Source organism: Pseudoalteromonas sp. APAL1, assembly GCF_021532475.1.
GTDB lineage: Bacteria > Pseudomonadota > Gammaproteobacteria > Enterobacterales > Alteromonadaceae > Pseudoalteromonas > Pseudoalteromonas lipolytica_C.
The window spans coordinates 1-21,788 of sequence record NZ_JAKGAW010000039.1 but is presented as its reverse complement, the minus strand read 5'-3'; the positions used below and the strand labels follow the sequence as shown (position 1 = coordinate 21,788).

The window sequence follows — 21,788 nt, the reverse complement described above, 5'->3', positions numbered from 1 at the left end:
AGTTCTAACTACTACTAGCTTAGCGAACTTACTACACGTTGCAAGTTTTCTTCATCACCCGTGGTTAACCAAGTTACTTCTGGCCAACCTCTTAACCAAGTTAACTGCCGCTTGGCTAACTGTCGTGTGGCTGCAATACCGCGAAAAACCATTTCATCATAGTCAATTTCGCCTGCAATGTAATCCCACATTTGTCTATAACCTACACAACGTATTGAAGGTAGATCTGGGTGTAAATCCTTACGTCTATATAGGGACGAAACTTCATTTTCAAACCCCTGTTCGAGCATTATTTTAAACCTTTTCTCAATCCGCTTATGTAATTCACTGCGATCATCAGGCGCAATGGCAAATTGATGAAAAGTATAAGGTAGCTCAGGCTGCTTTTGTTTTTGCAGCTCAGTCATTGTTTTACCTGTAATACGATACACTTCTAATGCGCGATTAATTCGTTGTGAATCATTTTCACTCATTTTATTCGCAGCATCTGGGTCGATATTCATCAACTCTTTATGCAAATGAGGCCAACCAAATTGTTTTGCTTCTTTTTCCAGCTCACCGCGAACTTCCGGTGATGCTTCTGGTAGCGGCGATAGGCCATCAATAAGCGACTTAAAGTACATCATTGTACCGCCTACTAGGACAGGTACTTTACCTTGCTTATGAAATAGATCAATCTTTTCAATCGCATCACGGCGAAAATCCGCCACTGAATAACTTTCTGCAGGGTCAATAATATCAATCAAATGATGTGGCGCACGAGCAAGCTCTTCAGCGTTTGGTTTTGCTGTGCCTATATCCATATCTTTATAGACCAATGCTGAATCAACACTGATTATTTCAGTGTTTAAATGCTCACACAATGAAATTGCTAAATCGGTTTTCCCCGCAGCGGTTGGTCCCATTAAAAAAATGACCGGTAAGTTATTCAAGCCTAAATACCTTGCTTAATTTAAAAACTGAGATAGTTCTATTTTAACCGCTTTTTCGCGTAAACGTTGCATAGTTTGTGGATTATTTTCTAACCGCGATACTTGCTCCGCGAAGGCTTGGCTTGCGTAATAACGTGTTGGTATTTGCTGAACCAGCCAATTTAGCCATTCATCAAGTGAATTAGCTGATGCTTTACAGCCGTTGATCAGCCGTTCAATAGCATTACTCACATCGAGTAAATAAAGACAGGGTGGTAATTTTTTTACCATCACAAACTGTTTTTCAAGTATTAAATCAAAGCCTAGTAAGGTAAACCACGACTGCTGAGCATTTAAAGCGTTCATATCGTCAGCACTTGCATTGACTCTTACAGGTAATAATAAGGCTTTGCCGTCAAGGCTACCCGCTTGCTCTACTTGGGCTTGCCAGTCGAGTGCTAAGGCATGTTTAAAGTGAGCAGCAAACAATTGATTATCTTCACTAAATACACACTCACCTTCACGTACGTGAATGAGTTTAGCAAGCTTTGTCTGCTCAGTAACGGGGGCAGCAATGCTTGGCTCTGGGCGTACTTGATCAAAATGCGCGGCATGTTGCTCACTGATCCCTTGATAAAAAGCATTCACATCTTGATGCGATGTTTTACTGCGTCCTTGGCTGTTACTACTAAAACCTCCACCTGAGCGCCCTGTGGCTCCTGAATAACTCGGTGAGCGTGTTGGCTGTAATTCAGATTTAGGGTAATCATATTGCTCAGTTGCCATAGCCTGATTAAAGTGTGGCTGCGAGCTTTGTGAATTAGCCTCGGCAAACGGAGTGCGGTCAAAGGTCGGCTCCTGAACAAAACCAGCCTCTTGCTGAAGCGGCACAACAACTTGTTTAATTGCCTGCAAAATAAAGTCATGCACTAAACGGCCTTGATGAAAACGCACTTCATGCTTAGCCGGGTGCACGTTTACATCGACCTGACGAGGGTCAATATCAATATAAATTACAAAGCCTGGTAGCTCTTCTGAACCTGCAACTTCTTCAAACGCTTGGCGGATCGCATGCAAAATGAGTTTATCGCGCATCATGCGATTATTAACATAGGTATATTGCGTGCTATTCGCTGAGCCCACCGGTAATACCCAACCACGCAGCATCAAACCAGCTTCACCAGATTGAATATGCAGCCCCTGTTCACTAAAGGCTTTGCCAGCAACTTGTGCTACACGCGTTATTGCTTGCTCAGGGTTTGGTTTAGCACGGTATTGACGCACTACTTTACCGTTATGAGTAAGCGTAATAGACACATCAAAACGACTCAGCGCAATGCGCTTTATAAGTTCATCAATATGTGAAAACTCGGTTTTCTCGGTGCGAAGAAATTTACGGCGTGCTGGCGTGTTAAAGAACAAGTCTTTAACCTCGATAGTAGTACCATCAGGATGTGCGGTTGGTTTTACTTGCACAGCCATGTCACGACCTTCAGCAAAGGCTTGCCATGCGGCCTCTTGGTGTTTTGGCTTTGAACTTAATGTTAACCGTGATACAGAGCTAATAGACGCCAGTGCTTCACCACGAAAACCCAGCGAGCAAATGTTCTCAAGATCATCGAGTGATTTTAGTTTACTCGTAGCATGGCGTGAAAGCGCGAGGGTTAGCTCATCTTTATTAATACCAGAGCCATTATCGCGGATGCGAATGAGCTTATGACCACCCCGTTCAATATCTATTTGAATGCGCGTTGCGCCAGCATCTAAACTGTTTTCGACCAGCTCTTTTACAACCGATGCAGGGCGTTCAACCACTTCACCCGCAGCAATTTGGTTAGCCAATCGCGCGGGTAGTATTTCTATACTCATAGTGTTCCTAACACGAAAATTGACTAGCTTTGCGGAATATCAAGCTCTTGACCTATAAACAAGGTATTCGATTTTAAGTTATTGACCGTTTTTAGCTTACTAACAGAGGTGTTGTATCTGCTTGCCAAAATACTTAACGACTCACCCGGACGTACTCTGTGCTTTGTTGGAAATTGCGCTTTTAATTTCGCAAATAACGAGTCATCTGGGGGATTTTGCATGTAGTAATTTTTAATTGAGGTGAAAATTGCTTTCGCTAAGCGCTCCTGATGCTGCGCCGTTTTTAGCATTCGCTCTTCACGCGGATTCGAAATAAACCCTGTCTCGACCAAAATAGACGGAATATCCGGTGATTTTAATACCGCAAGGCTCGCCGCTTGTGGTTGCTTCTTATGCATTTTAGCTACTTTTCTTAATTCGCTAACTACTTCTTGTGCAACACTAAAGCCTGTTTTCATCGAATGATCCATCGACATATCAAGCAGTGCTTGTGCTAAATATTTTTCGCTCGCGGTATCTTTTAATACCCCAGCGGCACCACCCAAAAGCTCGGAGTGCTTTTCTTTATCTTCAATCCACTTACCTATTTCTGAGTTAGCGCGGCGCAGTGAGAGCACCCACACAGAAGCACCATTTGGCTGCGGGCTAGTAAACGCATCGGCATGAATCGAGACAAAGAAATCGGCCTTTTTCTCACGGGCAATGCTGGTTCGCGTATTTAAGTTAACAAAATAATCACTACGGCGCACCATGCGCGAAATCATGCCTTTTTCGGCATCAATCATTCGCTCTAAGCGCTTGGCTATTTGTAGCGTAATATCTTTTTCATAAGTACCCGATGGACCAATTGAGCCTGGGTCTTCACCACCGTGACCTGCATCAATGGCAATAACAATATCGCGCTCTTGCTGTAGCTCACGCTTTTTAACGCTGGTATTCGTTGCAGCAATAGGCTCAGCTTTCGTTGTTTTGTCGATGAGATCAACGACTAAACGGTGCTTGTATGGTTCGGTAGGTAATAAGGCAAACACCACAGGTTTACTGGCGCGTGCTAGTTCAAAAACAAAACGCACACTTTTGCTATCTTTAGGCTTTGAGTAACGAAGTTTTGAAACTATTTGATGCTTTTGCGGAATAGCAGGCAAGTTATCGAGCTTATCAGTATCTTTTAGATCAATGACTAAACGCGCTGGGTTTTTCAGCATGAAATAGCTGTAATCAGGCTTTTCATCTAGATCAAATACCACACGGGTGCTATCTGGTGAGGGCCAAACGCGTACGCTATTAATAGTATTTTGTGCAAGCGCAACCTGGCTCACAACCAAAAACATTAAAATAGTTAATAGTTTAAACGTACAACGACCCATTTTTACTAGTACACCTTTATTTTTATATGTTTATTCTTACACGCTCTTCAATTGTTCGACAATAGATTGACCGCGCTTAGTTAAGCTATTAATAACAATAGCACGTGCCTCACCGTCATAACGCAAAGTAATATCAAGGTCGGGAGTTGGGATAAATTCACCTCCCTTCTCAGGCCATTCAACAACACAAATAGCCTGTGGCGAAAAATAATCACGAATGCCCATATATTCAAGCTCTTCAGGATCACCTAAACGATATAAATCAAAGTGATAAACATCAGCTTTAGTTAGTTGATAAGGCTCAACCAGTGTATATGTCGGACTCTTAACCTTTCCTTGATGACCAAAACCCTGCACGATACCACGGGTTAATGTGGTTTTACCGGCACCTAAATCACCGTGCAAATAAATGACAGCTCCTTGATCCATCAACGCTGCAAGTTGATTGCCCATATTTACCGTTGCAGCTTCATCAGCCAGTGGAAAACCAACACTGTCGGTCATTGTTACCTCATGAAAAACTAAAAACACATTACTTTGTTAATCATACCAGATAATTTTTATAAGGCGAGAGCCGCTCTTATGCCTAATTTGACATAAAAAAGCCGGCAAAGTTGCCGGCTTTTTAGCTTAAACAGAATTTTTTTACAGACCGAGTTTCTTCTCAAGGTAGTGGATGTTTGTACCACCGTTTTGGAAGTTCTCATCTGCCAAGATTTTCTTGTGCAGTGGCGTATTGGTCTTGATGCCATCAATCACTAATTCGTTTAACGCATTGCGTGAACGAGCAATTGCTACATCACGGTTTTCACCGTAACAGATCAGCTTACCAATCATTGAATCGTAATGAGGTGGTACTGTGTAATCTGCATAGATGTGGCTGTCCCAACGAATACCTAAACCGCCAGCAGGGTGGAATCGCGTGATTTTACCTGGTGATGGAATAAATGTTTCTGGGTCTTCCGCATTAATACGACACTCAATTGCGTGACCACGAATAACCACATCTTCTTGAGTGAATGATAATGGTTGGCCAGCTGCAATTTTTAACTGCTCTTTGATTAAGTCAACGCCAGTGACCATTTCTGTTACTGGGTGCTCAACCTGAATACGGGTATTCATTTCGATGAAATAGAACTCGCCGTTTTCATATAAGAATTCGAACGTACCTGCACCGCGATAACCAATTTCGATACATGCACGAGTACAACGGTCACCGATGAACTTACGCATCTCAGCCGTGATACCTGGCGCTGGTGCCTCTTCAACAACTTTTTGGTGACGACGTTGCATTGAACAATCACGCTCACCTAAGTGAACTGCATTGCCTTGACCATCAGCAAGTACTTGAACTTCGATGTGACGAGGGTTTTCAAGGAATTTTTCCATGTAAACCATGCCATTACCGAAGAATTGCTTTGCTTCTTGCTGAGTAAGAGCGATTGAATCGATTAGTTCTTTTTCGCTGCGAACAACACGCATACCACGACCACCGCCGCCGCCTGCTGCTTTAATGATTACAGGGTAACCAATACGCTTAGCGATTTGAATATTACGCTCGCTGTCTGCCGTTAATGGGCCATCAGAGCCTGGTACACAAGGTACACCCGCTTTACGCATTGCTTCGATTGCAGAAACTTTATCACCCATTAAACGAATGGTGTCGCCTCTAGGGCCGATAAATACAAAGCCACTTTGCTCAACTTGATCAGCAAAGTCTGCATTTTCAGAAAGGAAACCATAACCTGGGTGAATAGCAACTGCGTCTGTTACTTCTGCCGCTGCAATAATGCGCGGAATATCTAGGTAACTTTCACTTGCTGCCGGTTTACCAATACAAATTGTTTCGTCTGCCAGTAACACGTGCTTAAGATCACGGTCTGCCGTTGAATGCACAGCAACAGTTTTGATCCCAAGCTCTTTGCAGGCGCGCAGTACGCGAAGTGCAATTTCACCTCGGTTTGCAATGACTACTTTATCTAACATAGAGTTGGCCTTTTGTTGCGCTGTTATTCAATGATGAATAAAGGTTGATCGAATTCTACTGGCTCGCCATTTTCAACTAAGATAGCTTTTACTGTGCCGGCTTTATCAGATTCGATTTGGTTCATCATTTTCATTGCTTCAACGATACATAACGTGTCGCCAACATTTACTTTTGAACCTACTTCTACATAAGGTGCTGCTTCAGGAGAAGCTGCTGAGTAGAAAGAACCAACCATAGGCGATTTAACTTGATGACCTGTTGGTGCTGCTGGTGCTGCGTCTGCCGCCGCTGGCGCTTCTGCTGCAGGAGCAGGAGCTGCTGGCGCTGGTGCAGGCGCTGCGTACTGTTGAGGAGCATACTGCATTGCAGGCGCTGCACTCATGTTGTTACGATTAATGCGTACTGATTCTTCACCTTCAGTGATTTCTAATTCAGCAATACCAGATTCTTCTACTAGTTCGATAAGTTTTTTGATCTTGCGAATATCCATGAACGACCCGCCTGTAAGTTTTATTTAAAATTAATGTGTGTTTTGCAACCGGCTAACCGCAGCTTCAAGTGCTACTTTATAACCCATTGCTCCTAATCCTACGATAATGCCTTGTGCCACATCCGAAAAATACGAATGATGACGAAATGCCTCCCGTGCGTGCACATTACTTAAATGCACCTCGTAAAAGGGAATGTTTACACTGAGTAATGCATCCCGTAAGGCAACGCTTGTATGCGTAAATGCGGCAGGGTTAATAATAATTGCATCAACCACTTGCCATGCATCGTGAATTCGCTCTATTAATGCAGCTTCACTGTTACTTTGAAAATGCGTTAAATCAACATTGTGACCCGCAGCAACCTGACTAAGTTCAGCGATAATCTCATCAAGAGATTGGGTGCCGTACTTTTCTGGTTCACGCTTGCCAAGCATGTTTAAATTTGGCCCATTAAGAACTAAAAGTTTGAATTTTGCAGCCATAATACGCGATATATCCTTTAAGTAAGCAGTTTAACCATATTCATCATAAACCCACGCTTAACCTAAGCGTATCGATGTAAAATAGCAACTATTTCTCACGTTAACCACCTATTATAGATATTTCGACGTAAATAGCAGCAAAATACTGGTCTAATCACTCATAGCACAAAGCAAATGTAGGCATAGCAAGGCACACAACAGGGTTAATCACTGTATTCTCTTGCTGTTTAATTGAACTTTTACAACAAAAATCACTCATTTACTTTTAGTTAGAGTACTTTTTCTTAGTGAGAAACAAAAACGCCACTCAGATGAGTGGCGTTTTGCTATTTTCTAGCACGTTTGCGTTTATTTAGCAGTATTTCGCACTTTTGCCAGATGTTCTGCAAAGTCTTTAGCATTTAAAAAGCCTGTTACACGTTGCTCTAAAAGCTCATTACCTTGGCTGTCAAAGAACAAAATGCTGGGTAACCCGAATACCGTGTATTCTTCCATTAGCTCAATGGTTTTTGCATCACTTTCGGTTAAATCGATTTGGATTAACTCAAAGTGCGCAAATTGTTCTTGTACCTTAGCATCAGGAAACGTGTAGTGTTCAAACTCTTTACACGCGACGCACCAGTCAGCGTATAAGTCGACCATTACTAAGCGCCCTTCGCTACTTGCCTTTGCAATCTCTTCTTTCAATTCACTTAAATTAGCAACTTGTCTAAAGCCATGTGTTTGCACTTCAGCTTGTGCAACCGCCGCTTTAGTCGGCCAAAAATAATTTTTCGTTAAACTCGCCCCAGTCACAACCAGTAAGGTTGCAGCAAACCATAATGCTGTTTTTAACTTACCTTGCGATTGACCACTTTGCCAATGATGTAAGTACAAGGCTGTAGCAAGTGCTAATAAACCAGCCATTAACCAAATGATCTCGATATCAACAATACGCTCTAGCAGAATTAGCGGCACAACTAGCATGATGAAACCGAATAACGTTTTCACTTGTTCCATCCAACCACCGGCTTTGGGAAGTAGTTTACCACCTGATGTACCAAGCAATAATAAAGGCAGTCCCATGCCTAAGCTCAGTACATACAAAGTTAAACCTCCCACTAAATAATCACCACTTTGTGCAACATAAAGCAAAGCAGCTGACAGTGGTGCAGTAGTACAAGGTGAAGCAATTAAGCCAGACAGTACACCCATCATAAATACGCCAACATAGTTGCCGCCTTTTTGTTGGTTACTAACCTGAGTGAGTTTATTCATCATGCCGCTTGGCAGTTTAATTTCGTACCAGCCAAACATCGACATTGCTAGCAATACAAATAAGATACTAAAGCTGATTAGTACTGTAGGATGCTGCAAATACCCTTGTACTTGCCCACCTAAAGATGCAACCACTAAGCCCAGTGCTGCATAGGTAACTGCCATCCCTTGCACATAAACAAACGACAGCGAAAACGCTTTTTTAGTCGATAAATTCTGCTGACCTGCAATAAGGCTCGACAAAATCGGAAACATTGGGAATACGCATGGTGTAAAAGCCAGACCAACACCGACTAAAAAGAAGATAACTAGGTTCGTTAGTAAACCTTGTGACGCTAGTTTATCGGTATATGACTGCTCACCAACTGGTTTTGATACTTCTTGAGAAGGCGCTGATGATGCGTCATTTACCTCTGCGGCTTGTGTTAATGCAGCCAATGCATTGCCAGCATCTGCAGTTTGCGATACTTGCTCATCAGCAATCACAGATAAAGGAATGGTTCTCACTTCTGGCGGATAACATAACCCCGCTTCGGCACAGCCTTGAAAACGAACTTTAACAACTGCCCCATCTGTGATGTTGCTTACTTTTGTTATCACACTTAATGAATCAAAAAATACTTCGGTCTTACCAAAAAACTCATCTTCAATAATGACGCCTTTACCAAGCTCAGGCACTTCTATATCGGCTCCCTTGGCAATAATTTCGACTTTCTTTTTATAAAGATAATAATCGGGCGCTATATCCCAACCAATGAATAAGGTTTTACCTTGCTGATCAAAATCAAAAACAAAGGCTTTATCAACAGGGAGAAAGGTGTGTTCTGCCGGTTGCTGCAGTAAATTACCAAGTAAATTACTATTACTTGCGCTTGCAGGCAATAACCACAGTGCGCAAAGTAATAAAAGGAACGATCGCATTAATTAAGTACCTCATCCATCCAATTAAAATAGGCTAAATTGCCTGTTGCTACATCAACGACCTGAATCTCAGGGACCTCATAACTATGCAATTTCTTGATAGTTTGGATCACCTCATTCATTTTTTCTGATTTAGTTTTGATCAGTAATTTACTCTCTGTCGCTTGCGTTAACTCGCCTTCCCACATATAGATAGATTCGATAGTAGGCAGAATATTGACACAGGCAGCTAGCTTTTCTTTCACTAGGTGTTGAGCCAGCTGACGAGCCTCAGCTTCATTCGCACAAGTAGTAAAAATCAGTCGATAATGCGTATTCATAAGGAACCTTTTTTTGATCACGTGAGTCGCACCATAGTAGCTGATAGCAGCAATAATGTGTAGCGAGCTAGGTGATCCATGGCTCCAGCTTGAAAAAAGACCCGATCACCCCAACTTATATTTCATTGACTCCAAAGAGAGTGACATTTTTAGAGAGCGTTATGTTTAGATTTTTGTTTTTGTTATTTATTTTAGTGCCGATTGTGGAGATTGCCTTACTTATTCAAGTGAGTGAAGTCATTGGCGGGTTTGCTACCATAGCGCTAGTTATCGTCACGGCCATTGTTGGTGCCAAATTAGTGAAACAGCAAGGCATGGGAGCAATCCAAAATGTGCAACTACAAATGGCGCAAGGGCAAATGCCTGCGAAAGAATTATTTACTGGCTTGTGTGTGATTATTGCCGGAGTGTTATTAATGACTCCTGGCATAATGACAGACTTTTTTGGCTTTTTATTACTTACCCCAGCAATACGTAATAAATTAGCTGCAAGCCTTGCCAGCCATGCAACTGTGCGTATGAGTTCACAAGCGAATCAAGGCTCTGCACACTTTCAATACCACAGTAAAGCACCCCAACACGAAGAGCCAACTCATCAACCGACAACTATTGATGGTGAATTTGAGCGAAAAGATTAAAATTTTTTAATTTTTGTACTTGGATTTTTTTAAGCCACCCCCATTAATGAAGGCAATGAAACGCAACGGGTGGCTTAGCACTCCCCTGCAATAACACAAGATTTTTTCTGTACTGTTCAGAAACTGTTAGGAGAACTAAATAAATGAACATTCGTCCTTTACATGATCGCGTCATCGTTAAGCGTCTAGAAGAAGAAACTAAGTCTGCTGGCGGTATTGTATTAACTGGCTCTGCAGCTGAAAAATCAACTCGCGGAGAAGTTATCGCTGTTGGTAATGGCCGTGTTTTAGACAACGGTGAAGTAAGAGCATTAGAAGTTAAAGCCGGTGACACTGTGCTGTTCGGCTCTTATGTTGAAAAAGCTGAAAAGATCGAAGGTCAAGAGTACCTGATCATGCGTGAAGATAACATTCTAGGCATTGTAGGCTAATCCTACTTTTCGTTTAGCAACCCGTTTACAGAATTTAAGAGGAATTAAATCATGGCAGCAAAAGAAGTACTTTTTGCAGGTGACGCACGTAGCAAAATGCTAACTGGCGTAAATATTTTAGCAAACGCAGTAAGAGTAACTTTAGGTCCTAAAGGCCGTAACGTTGTATTAGACAAATCTTTCGGTGCTCCTGTAATCACTAAAGATGGTGTGTCTGTAGCTAAAGAAATCGAGCTTGAAGACAAGTTCGAAAACATGGGCGCACAAATGGTTAAAGAAGTAGCGTCTAAAGCGAATGACGCTGCAGGTGACGGTACAACAACAGCAACTGTATTAGCGCAAGCTATCGTAAACGAAGGCTTAAAAGCAGTTGCAGCGGGTATGAACCCAATGGACCTTAAGCGTGGTATCGATAAAGCAGTTACTGCGGCAGTTGAAGAGCTTAAAGCGCTTTCTGTACCATGTGCAGACACTAAAGCGATTGCTCAAGTAGGTACTATTTCTGCTAACTCTGATAAAGAAATCGGTGACATCATTGCAGAAGCAATGGAAAAAGTTGGCCGTGATTCAGGCGTTATCACTGTTGAAGAAGGTCAGTCGTTAGAAAACGAACTAGACGTAGTTGAAGGTATGCAGTTTGACCGCGGTTACCTGTCTCCTTACTTCATCAACAACGCTGAAAAAGGCGCTGTAGAGCTAGACAACCCTTACATTTTACTTGTAGACAAAAAAGTATCTAACATTCGTGAGCTACTACCTACATTAGAAGCGGTTGCTAAAGCTAGCAAGCCACTACTAATTATTGCTGAAGACCTTGAAGGTGAAGCGCTTGCAACACTTGTTGTAAATAACATGCGCGGCATCGTAAAAGTTTCTGCAGTTAAAGCGCCAGGTTTTGGCGACCGTCGTAAAGCAATGCTACAAGACATCGCAGTATTAACTGGTGGTACAGTAATTTCTGAAGAAATCGGTTTAGAGCTAGAAAAAGCAACAATCGAAGACCTAGGTACAGCGAAACGCGTTGTGATCACTAAAGATGATACAACAATCATCGATGGTGCAGGTGAAGAAGACGGTATCAACGGCCGTGTTGCACAAATCAAAGCACAAATCGAAGAAGCAACGTCTGACTACGATAAAGAGAAACTACAAGAGCGCATGGCTAAACTAGCTGGCGGTGTTGCAGTAATCAAAGTTGGCGCAGCAACTGAAATCGAAATGAAAGAGAAGAAAGACCGCGTAGAAGATGCTCTACACGCAACTCGCGCAGCGGTTGAAGAAGGTGTTGTACCGGGTGGTGGTGTTGCACTAGTTCGCGTAGCAAGCAAACTTGCTGAGCTAGTTGGCGACAACGAAGACCAAAGCCACGGTATTAAAGTTGCACTACGTGCGATGGAAGCACCACTTCGTCAAATCGTAACGAACGCAGGTGACGAAGCATCAGTTGTTGTTAACTCTGTAAAAGGTGGTGAAGGTAACTACGGTTACAACGCAGCATCTGGCGAGTACAACGACATGATCGAAATGGGTATCTTAGACCCAACTAAAGTAACGCGTTCTGCACTACAGTACGCAGCTTCAATCGCGGGTCTTATGATCACAACTGAAGCAATGGTTGCTGAAATCCCTAAAGATGACGCTGGTGCTCCTGATATGGGCGGCATGGGCGGCATGGGTGGTATGGGCGGCATGATGTAATCATCCCCCAAAAATCTTGCTTAAAAAACCCAGCTTCGGCTGGGTTTTCTTTTAGCTATCAATTACTGACCACTCAGTTAACCAACTCCCTCACTATCGCAAACAAGTCACTTGGCAACATACCACGCTCACCATCGCGCTCAGCGGCGATATCACCCGCTTTCGCATGTAAGCAGACCCCTAGGCAGGCTGCTTGCTGGGTAGTTAGCCCCTGTGCGATAAGTGCCGCGATGATACCTGTTAAAACATCACCACTGCCGCCAACGGCAAGTGCAGGATTTCCATCTGTACACACCCATGTTTGATTCTTGTCTGCAATTAAACTGCCAGCACCTTTGAGTACACAAGTAGTGGTATAGCTGCGTGCAAGCTGTTTTACCGCATGAAAGCGATTTTCTTCAATATCGTTAGCGCGACAATTAAGCAGTCTTGCAGCCTCACCGGGGTGCGGTGTGATAACCGTATTGGCTAATGGAAATGAAGAAGCATGCTGAGCTATTAAATTAAGTGCATCAGCATCAATAACCAATGGCTTATTATTAGTAAAGCAATACTGCATGACCGTTTCAAAGGTTGTTTCGGACCACGCGTCCTGTCCAAGCCCAGGACCAATAGCAATACAACTCGCCCATTCTAGCGCACTAATTAAATGTGTATCGGTAACCATAATCTCAGGCCGCCCAATGCTCACTGGCAGAATAGAACTGCTATGGGTATACACTTTAACCATGCCCGCACCTGTGCGAAGAGCGGCTTCAGCAGTTAAACGAATTGCGCCTGCGGTGCCAGCATTACCACCAATGCACAGCAATTTACCATGACTAGTTTTATGGCTGTTGTTATCGCGCTTGGGAAGCCTCGACAGGGCCTTATAATTGATTAGCTCTGCAGTAGGTGTCGTCAATTGTAAAAAGGCATCTTGAATAGCTAAGTCTGCAAACTCAAGCTCTCCTGTATGTGCTCGTCCTTGCCCAGTTACTAAACCTTGTTTAATACCCACAAAGGTGACGGTGAGCGCTGCTTTTATTGCAACTCCCTGTACTACACCTGTGTCTGCATTAATGCCTGACGGGAGGTCAATAGCAACAACTGGCACTTGGCTTTCGTTGGCTGCTTTAATTAATTGTGCGAATGGCTCTCGCACCTCGCTTTGAATACCCGTGCCGAGCAAGCCATCAATGATGATGTCAGCTGTTTTAATGGAGCTTAGATCTGCAGTAATTGTCCCACCTAATTCTAACCAAGCTTGCTGAGCGGTGAGCGCATCACCTTTAAGGGGTTGCTCAGGTTTTGCTGCTATAACCGTCACCTGCATCCCAGCATGTTTAGCTAAGCGTGCCACAACATAGCCATCACCAGCGTTATTACCAACGCCAGTTAATACAACAAACTTTTTAGCATCAGGAAAGTAGTTAAGTAGATGCTGATAAGTCGCTTGTCCGGCCCGTTCCATTAGCTCATAAAGTGTTACACCACACCGTTTAGCTGCTGGGCCTTCATTTTCACGAATCTGTTTTGCTAAAAATACCTGCTGATTCATTATTATCCTTAACTTTATTCCCAATCTACACCTTTACTTTAGCAAGCGAGTTTACGCATAGAAACCTGTAATTCACCTTAAATTACTCGTTTATTGTATAGAGTGTTGCTATGTTTTTAAGCAGTTTATAAAAATAATAAAGGAAACAACAACGTGCTAAATAAAACAAACATCAAGCTAGCGCTAATACTATATAGCTTGTGGGCATTGCCCATTAAGGCGAGTGAATTATCGGTTCTACCAATGAAGGAGCGAGCTGCTTTTATAGATAAAGTCACAGAGCTTAGAGTTAAAACGCTTTTGCCCTCGCTTATGAAGCAACATAATATTGATATGTGGCTTATGATTAGCCGCGAATACAATGAAGACCCTATTTTAAAAACCTTTCTACCGGCAACTTGGCTTTCTGCAAGGCGAACAACCATACTTGTTTTTGCACTCAATAAACAAGGCGAAGTTGACGCACTCGCAATTGCGCCCTACAGCATAGGCACTGTATTTAAAAAAGCATGGGACAAACAACAGCAGCCAGATCAATGGTTAGCCTTAGTTGAACTGATTGAGCAATATCAACCCAAAAATATCGCACTTAACACATCAAAAATCTGGGCTCACGCAGATGGACTCGTTGTTAGCGATTTTAATGCACTTAAAAGTGCTCTCCCAAATAAATACCTTAATAAACTGATTTCTGCAGAGCCCCTCGCGGTAGCTTGGCTAGAACAACGCATACCTGAAGAAATAGCAATGTATAAAAAAGCGGTCGCCATTGCACATCAAATTATTGCTGAGGGGTTTTCAAGTAAAGTCATCACTGTCGGTAAAACTACAACTACAGATTTAACTTGGTGGTTTAGAGAGCGGGTAAGGGAATTAAAACTGCAAACATGGTTTCACCCAAGCGTCAGTATACAACGTGCCGATAAAACAACTTTTGACCATGAGACCAGTTTTAGTGAAGGTGATGAGCAAATCATTCAAGCAGGGGATCTGCTGCATGTTGATTTTGGTATTACCTATTTGCGTTTAAATACTGACACTCAACAACATGCTTATGTGTTAAAAGAAAATGAAACACAAGCACCCGAGTATTTAATAAACGCATTAAAACGCGGTAATCAATTGCAAGATATTTTTACTTCACATTTTGCAATCGGTAAAACCGGTAACGAAGTACTGAAAGAATCACGCGCCGAGGCAATTGCTAAAGGATTAAAGCCAACAATCTACACGCACCCAATTGGTTATCATGGCCACGCAGCAGGTACAACATTGGGCATGTGGGATTCTCAACAAGGTGTTGCTGGCGATGGTGACTACCCGCTTCACTTAAATACGGCGTATTCGATTGAGTTAAATAATGCTGTATATATAGAGCCTTGGAACAAAGAGATCCGTATTATGCTCGAAGAAGATGCTTTTTTTGATAGCTCTGGAGTTTGGTATCTTGATGGCAGACAAACAGAGTTGCGACTTATTAAGTAACTGAGGGTTCGCAGTTACGACTGCCACAACACTAAGCCTGAAATAAAAAACGGCGTGTAACATACATTACACGCCGTTTTTTTTAAGCTTGTGGCTACTTACTCTGTGTCTGGTAAGTTACGACCATAGAAGATTTCTTGCATCTCACGAGTTAACTTAGAACGAATTTCTTCTTCTTCGTCTTCTGAAAGATCTGCTGTAGAAACACCGAATAAATAAGTATTCAAGTCAGTTTCTTTTAGCATCATCTTAGTGTGAAACAAGTTCTCTTGATACACGTTTACGTCCATCATTTGGTACGCTTCTTTTGTATCTTCAGTCATGTAGTTCTGAATTGAGTTAATTGCGTGGTCGATATAGTGCTTAACACCATCCACATCACGCGTAAAACCACGTACGCGGTAGTCAATTGTTACAACATCAGACTCAAGGCTGTGAATTAAGAAGTTTAACGCTTTTAATGGCGAGATGATGCCACACGTTGATACTTCAATATCAGCACGGAACGTACAAATACCATCATCAGGATGTGCTTCTGGGTATGTGTGAACACAGATGTGGCTCTTGTCTAAGTGCGCAACAACAGTTTCAGGCAAAGGACCCGGCGCTTCATCAACGTCATAGGTAGTTTGCTGCTCAATTGGCTCTTCTGAGATCAGAATTGTCACACTGGCACCTTGCGGATCGTAATCTTGGCGAGAAACATTCAAGATGTTTGCACCAATAATATCCACAACTTCACCTAAAATATCGGTAAGGCGATCAGCACTATACTGTTCGTCGATATATTCAATATATTCTTTACGCTGTTGTTCAGTCTTTGCGTAACAAATATCGTAAATACTAAAGCTTAAGCTCTTAGTTAAGTTATTAAAGCCATGAAGCTTAATTTTATCGAAGGGTTTATTCATGCTAAACCAACCTTTAAACGAGTGAAACCTGCACCAGCAGAAATAAAAGTTCGCGGATTTTATACGAATTTCCCGCTCGGAAAAAGCGTTATTTTACCTGTTCTAGAACAACTTCGTGGCTATGCGTAATTTCTACTGATTTATCAAGCATTAAGGCTACAGAGCAATACTTTTCTGCAGACAATTGCACAGCTCTCGCAAGGTGTTTTTCAGAGACATTATCACCGGTAACCACAAAGTGTAGGTTAATCTTGGTAAACACGCGAGGTGCAGACTCAGCACGTTCAGCTGTTAGCTTCACTTGCACATCAGAGAATGATTGCTTTGCTTTTTTTAGAATGCTTACTACATCAACCGATGAGCAGCAACCTGCCGACATTAATACCATTTCCATTGGGCTTGGTGCTGCGCTATCGCTACCAGCATCAAAAACGACATTGTGGCCTGAGTTTGAAAGGCCAATGAAGGTATCACCCTCTACCCATTTTACATTCGCTTGCATTTATTTTGTCTCTTCAAGTTGTTTTGCTTGATTGTAAGCAAGTCACACTCAGATGCAAGAGATAAGCGGTAGGCCAAGGAGTAAAGCAGTTAATTGAGGATTTGCAGCTGCAAGCGCAAGCACGCTGATTGCGAACTTAAAAAGAGCGCTAACAGTGGCCGTTAAGCGCTTTCAGCCACGGCGTTATCAAATAAGTTTTTTACCAGTCCAGCAAACTCATCAATAAATGCATGCTGCTCAACGGTTACAGTGTGATTTGTAACGCTACTTAACACTTCTTGTAAGTCATACACAATGCCATCTACTTCGCGGACAATTTGGCTGCGTTGCTCAGTATTAAGCTCAGTGTGTTGTTCGCAAAGTAACATAACGTTTTCTGCTATCACGTCTTCAATCAGCTCTAACACTGTTGGAGCTCCTGGTTTAATTTGACCTGGCTTCTCAAAAAGCGCTAAATTTTGAGTGAGATACATGACAAGATCATCGTACCCTTGCCTATCTAAAACCATACGACTGCACACCTAATAAAAAACTATCTCTTTAGATTTAAGCAGAAAGCGCTTTTAATTGCTACCTTTGCTAGACATCTCATACAAAAAAAGCAGCCTAAGCTGCTTTTTATAATAATTTACGGTTATTAATCGATTTTTAAGCCTGGGCTCAATGTCGCTGGCATCGCTACTTTTTCAAGCTCTACCGAAGCAACTGGGTATGCACAATAATCAGCTGCATAGTAAGCACTTGCTCTGTGGTTACCCGATGCACCAATACCACCAAATGGTGCTGCACTTGATGCACCTGTGATTGGACGGTTCCAGTTTACGATACCTGCACGAATACGACGTAAGAAGTGATCGTAATCTGCTGCGCTGTCACTTAATAAACCGGCTGATAAGCCAAAGCTTGTGTCATTCGCTTTATCAATAGCGGCATCAAAGTCAGTAAAGCGGAACACTTTAAGCAGTGGTCCAAAGTGCTCTTCATCTGGGAAGTTAGCCACATCGGTACACTCTAAAATACCCGGTGTTACAAAGCCGGTATTTTCTTTGTGAGTAAGTTCAACTAACACTTCAGCACCAAGCTCAACAAGTTGCTTTTGCGCTGCAACCATTCCAGCTGCTGCTGCCGCAGAAATCATTGAACCCATGAAAGGCTGATCTTCTGCGTCGTAGTCACCTACTTTAATCGCTTTAGTCGCTTTAATAAGACCGGCTAAGATAGCATCACCCTGCTCGCCTTTTGGTAAAAACAGTTTACGCGCACAGGTACAGCGTTGACCGGTTGAGATAAACGCTGATTGGATAATATCGTGGATAGCCGCTTTAGTATCAGCAACATCAGTGACGATAAGCGGGTTATTCCCCCCCATCTCTAACGCTAGGATTTTACCCGGCTGACCGGCAAACTGCTCATGTAAAATATGACCAGTACGAGAAGAGCCCGTAAAGAATAAGCCATCAATACCTTTATGAGACGCAAGCGCTTTACCGGTTTCAACTTCACCTTGTACAAGATTGATAACACCTGCAGGCAGACCGGCTTTTTCCCATAACTTTAACGTTAACTCAGCAACAGCAGGCGTTAATTCTGACGGTTTAAATACCACGGTATTACCTGCTAATAATGCAGGCACAATATGACCATTTGGTAAGTGGCCAGGGAAGTTGTATGGCCCAAATACTGCGACAACACCATGAGGTTTATGACGGATCATCGCACGGCCTTGCGGCATTGGGTTTTCAACATCACCAGTACGCTCTAAAAATGCTTTTTCAGAGATAGCAATTTTACCCACCATAGCACCTGCTTCAGTGCGCGTTTCCCAAAGTGGTTTACCGGTTTCTTGTGCAATCGCAACAGCGAGTTCTTCACTGTGCTCTTTTAGCGTTTCAGCAAATGTTTTTACAATCGCTAAACGCTCAGCGAATGATTTGTCAGCCCAGCTGTAAAATGCTTCACGTGCAGCAGACACGGCACTGTCTACTTGCTCAGCTGTTGCACTGTTTGCTTGCCAAATTACGTCGTTGTTTGCAGGGTTAACAGACTGAAAAGTATGACCAAGGCCTGCTTGCCATTGACCATTAATAAATTGCGCTGCATGAGTCATTAATATGTCTCCTGAATTCTATAGTTCTGCTAGTGATACTGAATCACCCGCTTCTAGGTGAAGTGCTTTTGCTAATTCACTTGAGATTGTGATGCTATCGGCATCGCATGATAGGCTAACTTGAGTCACGGTTGCTCTAAAATCAGCAATTTTATCGTTTGCTAACAATACCGTGGTGTCGCCTTGGCTTTCACCAATTTCAACTTTGAATGTTTTGGCATTACGAATTGTAGCTATATTTTCGATCTTTGCTTCAACTGTTGGGCCTGCGTCAAAGATATCTACGTAACCGTTAAAGGTGAAACCTTCGTTCTTTAAAAGTTCAATAGCAGGACGCGTGTTAGCGTGCACTTGACCGATTACAGCTTGCGCATCTTTGCTCAATAAGTTGACGTAAATTGGGTACTTAGGCATTAACTCAGCAATGAACACCTTTTGACCAATCCCGGTGAGGTAGTCAGCAGTAGGAAAGTCCATTGAAAAAAAGTGCTCTTCTAACCATTGCCAGAATGGGCTTTCACCGTTTTCGTCTGATACACCACGCATCTCAGCAATCACAGTTTCAGCAAAGCGTTCTCTATGCTGGTTTATAAACATAAAACGCGCTTTTGAGAGTAATTTACCATTATTATTTTTACGGTAGCCATCTTTTAGGAATAACGTGCATAGCTCTGTTGCCCCTGTGTAATCATTACACAAGGTAAGAATATCAACAGCTTTGTATACATCAAGGGTCCGTGAAGAGTGAATCACTTTACTTAAGTGGTAGTGATAAAAAGCATCATCTAAACCAACAGCTGCTTCGATACCAGAAGTACCAACAACTTCACCAGTCTCGCTATCCTCAAGAACAAACAAGTAACCTTCATCACCTGGTTGTTGAGCAGCTTTTGCAAATGAGCTGACAGAATGATCTATTTTCTTTTGTAGCAATTGTTCATTATTAGGCAAAGATGTGAAGCCATGTCCTGACTCTACGGCAATCTTTACTAATGAAGCGTAATCACTTTGCTGAATTGGGCGAAGGATCATCATAAGTCCGCTTGCTCCCTTATAAATAACGGTAAATTAAGAAATGTGGGCAAGCTATGCTTGCCCTGAGTTGGCAGTTAAGAAATTAACTATTAGCGACTTTAGCAACCGCTTTTTCAAAACGAGCCATACCTTCGCGGATATCAGCTTCTGGAATTACAAGTGACGGAGTGAAACGAACAACATCAACACCTGCAACTAAAGACATCACGCCTTCTTCTGTTGCTGCAACTAAGAACTCTTTTGCACGACCTTTAAACTGCTCTGTTACTACAGCACCAATTAATAGGCCTTCACCACGGATTTCAGTGAATACATTGTGCTTTTCGTTAATCGCCGTTAGTAACTCACGGAATAATGCCGACTTTTCTTTAACACCATTTAATACTTCTGGTGTATTTACTGTATCGAATGCCGCTTCTGCTACTGCACATGCAAGTGGGTTACCACCGTAAGTAGAACCATGAGTACCTACTTTTAAGTGCTTAGCAATATCAGCTGTGGTGATCATCGCACCGATTGGGAAACCACCACCTAACGCTTTGGCTGTAGTTAAGATATCTGGAGTTACGTTTAGACCTTGATAAGCATAAAGCTCACCAGTACGACCAACACCTGTTTGTACTTCATCAAAAATTAAAAGTGCATTGTGTTTAGTACACAGCTCACGTACACCTTCTACAAATTCTTTGGTTGGTGAAATGATACCGCCTTCGCCTTGCAGAGGCTCCATCATTACCGCACACGTATTATCAGAGATAAGCGCTTCGAATGCTGCTAAGTCGTTATAGTCACAGTGTACGATATCGCCAGGTTTAGGACCAAAACCATCAGAGTATGCAGCTTGGCCACCTACCGTTACAGTGAAGAATGTACGACCGTGGAAACCTTTATTGAATGAGATAATTTGCGACTTTTGCTCGCCATAGTTATCAAGAGCAAAACGACGCGCTAATTTTAGTGCCGCTTCATTTGCTTCTGCGCCTGAGTTAGCAAAATATACTTTCTCTGCAAATGTTGCATCAGTTAGCTTTTTAGCTAGACGAAGTGCAGGCTCATTAGTCATTACATTTGATAAGTGCCAAATTTTCTCGCCTTGCTCTTTTAATGCACTTACAAGAGCTGGATGGCAGTGACCTAGACAGTTAACTGCGATACCACCAGCAAAATCGATAAATTCGCGACCTTCTTGGTCCCATACACGAGAGCCTTCGCCTCGAACAGGAATAACACTTGATGGTGCATAGTTAGGAACCATTACTTGATCAAATAATTCACGATTGACTGTCATTTTATATCCTCTTAATTGTAAGCACACGAAGAGTAAGGTGGCATCTTAAAGCTAAACTAAGCCATTTTAATTAGCCGATTGAGCTTAGCGTAAATTCACCAAAATTACCCTTTGGTTCAATTTTCATTCGTTCATTATTTCAGAAAATTTTCGTTCTGTCTCTTAGAAAACTTTCATGTAGCCCTTGAAAATAAAGGGCTCGAGATATTTTTTCATGGATAGTGAATAACTATTTGAAGGTTGTTTTTTAAACTAAATACGATAAAAAGGCGTGCTGCTAGTAAGCACCGCAGAGCATGCTTACAGAAAAATTGTCAGTGTGGATTGATAAACAATGAATGAATAGTCGCAAAAAAATTAACATTTTTTTTAATTAATTTGGATATGGAAGCGATCAAAATTGCATTTTGCAAGCTGATCGAGCTCTTCTTGAGTGAAGTTAAAGTGCGCAAACCAATGCTCAGTTTCGTCTTGTTCAACTAATTGGTGCTCATTTAAACTTAAGTATTGAGCATAACAACGCGCTTTTAATATCACTTCTGTAAGTG

At 42.3% G+C, this 21,788-nt stretch carries 20 protein-coding genes; 4 read left to right on the top strand and 16 right to left on the bottom strand.

Translation table 11 applies throughout. The annotated features are described in order from the left end of the window. Nucleotides 1-14 precede the first annotated feature (14 nt). The 9 genes from miaA to cutA form a co-directional block, all read right to left on the bottom strand. Nucleotides 15-932 carry a tRNA (adenosine(37)-N6)-dimethylallyltransferase MiaA gene (miaA, locus tag L1264_RS16525; RefSeq protein ID WP_135923268.1) on the bottom strand — a complete coding sequence of 306 codons (918 nt, stop codon included), beginning with the start codon at nt 930-932 and terminating at the stop codon, nt 15-17. A gap of 15 nt (nt 933-947) precedes the next feature. Continuing rightward, nucleotides 948-2,780 (bottom strand): DNA mismatch repair endonuclease MutL, encoded by a 1,833-nt coding sequence (gene mutL, locus L1264_RS16520; RefSeq protein ID WP_199527640.1) that lies wholly within the window; start codon nt 2,778-2,780, stop codon nt 948-950. A 23-nt stretch (nt 2,781-2,803) separates the two neighbouring features. After that, entirely contained in the window at nt 2,804-4,111 is a 1,308-nt protein-coding gene (locus L1264_RS16515) for an N-acetylmuramoyl-L-alanine amidase (protein ID WP_235383991.1), read from the bottom strand. A gap of 72 nt (nt 4,112-4,183) precedes the next feature. Next, a complete protein-coding gene (tsaE, locus tag L1264_RS16510; protein ID WP_199527639.1) occupies nt 4,184-4,651 on the bottom strand; it encodes a tRNA (adenosine(37)-N6)-threonylcarbamoyltransferase complex ATPase subunit type 1 TsaE in 468 nt (155 codons plus the stop codon). Between the two features lie 141 nt (nt 4,652-4,792). After that, nucleotides 4,793-6,133, bottom strand: a complete 1,341-nt coding sequence (gene accC, locus L1264_RS16505) for an acetyl-CoA carboxylase biotin carboxylase subunit (protein WP_135923264.1) — start codon at nt 6,131-6,133, stop codon at nt 4,793-4,795. A gap of 23 nt (nt 6,134-6,156) precedes the next feature. Then, the gene (gene accB / locus L1264_RS16500) at nt 6,157-6,624 is read right to left on the bottom strand and encodes an acetyl-CoA carboxylase biotin carboxyl carrier protein (protein WP_199527638.1); all 468 of its coding nucleotides are present in this window, start codon (nt 6,622-6,624) and stop codon (nt 6,157-6,159) included. 30 nt (nt 6,625-6,654) lie between these two features. Further along, on the bottom strand, nt 6,655-7,107 hold the full coding sequence (gene aroQ, locus L1264_RS16495) for a type II 3-dehydroquinate dehydratase (RefSeq protein ID WP_135923262.1): 453 nt from the start codon (nt 7,105-7,107) through the stop codon (nt 6,655-6,657). 348 nt (nt 7,108-7,455) lie between these two features. Beyond that, entirely contained in the window at nt 7,456-9,285 is a 1,830-nt protein-coding gene (locus L1264_RS16490) for a protein-disulfide reductase DsbD (RefSeq protein ID WP_199527637.1), read from the bottom strand. Beyond that, complete coding sequence (cutA, locus tag L1264_RS16485) at nt 9,285-9,605, bottom strand: divalent-cation tolerance protein CutA (RefSeq protein WP_135923260.1); 321 nt, start codon at nt 9,603-9,605, stop codon at nt 9,285-9,287. The genes L1264_RS16490 and cutA overlap by 1 nt, the downstream gene beginning before the upstream one ends. Nucleotides 9,606-9,766: 161 nt before the next feature. On the opposite strand from cutA, the gene L1264_RS16480 reads away from it, so the two are divergent. The 3 genes from L1264_RS16480 to groL all read left to right on the top strand — a co-directional run bounded on the left by L1264_RS16480 (nt 9,767) and on the right by groL (nt 12,372). After that, entirely contained in the window at nt 9,767-10,243 is a 477-nt protein-coding gene (locus L1264_RS16480) for an FxsA family protein (protein WP_135923259.1), read from the top strand. Between the two features lie 143 nt (nt 10,244-10,386). Continuing rightward, nucleotides 10,387-10,674 carry a co-chaperone GroES gene (locus L1264_RS16475; RefSeq protein WP_036973362.1) on the top strand — a complete coding sequence of 96 codons (288 nt, stop codon included), beginning with the start codon at nt 10,387-10,389 and terminating at the stop codon, nt 10,672-10,674. Between the two features lie 51 nt (nt 10,675-10,725). After that, nucleotides 10,726-12,372: a chaperonin GroEL gene (gene groL / locus L1264_RS16470; protein ID WP_135923258.1), complete on the top strand. Its 1,647-nt coding sequence runs from the start codon at nt 10,726-10,728 to the stop codon at nt 12,370-12,372. Nucleotides 12,373-12,445: 73 nt separating this feature from the next. On the opposite strand, the gene L1264_RS16465 is transcribed toward groL, so the two are convergent. Next, nucleotides 12,446-13,915, bottom strand: a complete 1,470-nt coding sequence (locus tag L1264_RS16465) for an NAD(P)H-hydrate dehydratase (RefSeq protein ID WP_199527668.1) — start codon at nt 13,913-13,915, stop codon at nt 12,446-12,448. A gap of 183 nt (nt 13,916-14,098) precedes the next feature. On the opposite strand from L1264_RS16465, the gene L1264_RS16460 reads away from it, so the two are divergent. Beyond that, complete coding sequence (locus L1264_RS16460) at nt 14,099-15,397, top strand: M24 family metallopeptidase (protein WP_442960451.1); 1,299 nt, start codon at nt 14,099-14,101, stop codon at nt 15,395-15,397. A 98-nt stretch (nt 15,398-15,495) separates the two neighbouring features. Here the strand turns inward: L1264_RS16460 and speD are convergent, their stop codons facing one another. From speD to L1264_RS16430, 6 genes are all read right to left on the bottom strand, one after another. Further along, nucleotides 15,496-16,308, bottom strand: coding sequence for an adenosylmethionine decarboxylase (speD, locus tag L1264_RS16455; protein ID WP_063701590.1), 813 nt, complete (start codon nt 16,306-16,308; stop codon nt 15,496-15,498). Nucleotides 16,309-16,396: 88 nt separating this feature from the next. Then, nucleotides 16,397-16,810 (bottom strand): OsmC family protein, encoded by a 414-nt coding sequence (locus tag L1264_RS16450; RefSeq protein WP_138556679.1) that lies wholly within the window; start codon nt 16,808-16,810, stop codon nt 16,397-16,399. A 161-nt stretch (nt 16,811-16,971) separates the two neighbouring features. Next, nucleotides 16,972-17,319: a DUF3802 family protein gene (locus tag L1264_RS16445; RefSeq protein WP_135923256.1), complete on the bottom strand. Its 348-nt coding sequence runs from the start codon at nt 17,317-17,319 to the stop codon at nt 16,972-16,974. Between the two features lie 128 nt (nt 17,320-17,447). Then, nucleotides 17,448-18,917: a succinylglutamate-semialdehyde dehydrogenase gene (gene astD / locus L1264_RS16440; RefSeq protein ID WP_199527636.1), complete on the bottom strand. Its 1,470-nt coding sequence runs from the start codon at nt 18,915-18,917 to the stop codon at nt 17,448-17,450. An 18-nt stretch (nt 18,918-18,935) separates the two neighbouring features. Further along, a complete protein-coding gene (gene astA, locus L1264_RS16435; protein WP_138556677.1) occupies nt 18,936-19,952 on the bottom strand; it encodes an arginine N-succinyltransferase in 1,017 nt (338 codons plus the stop codon). Between the two features lie 82 nt (nt 19,953-20,034). Next, nucleotides 20,035-21,240, bottom strand: coding sequence for an aspartate aminotransferase family protein (locus tag L1264_RS16430; protein WP_199527635.1), 1,206 nt, complete (start codon nt 21,238-21,240; stop codon nt 20,035-20,037). Nucleotides 21,241-21,788 lie beyond the last annotated feature (548 nt).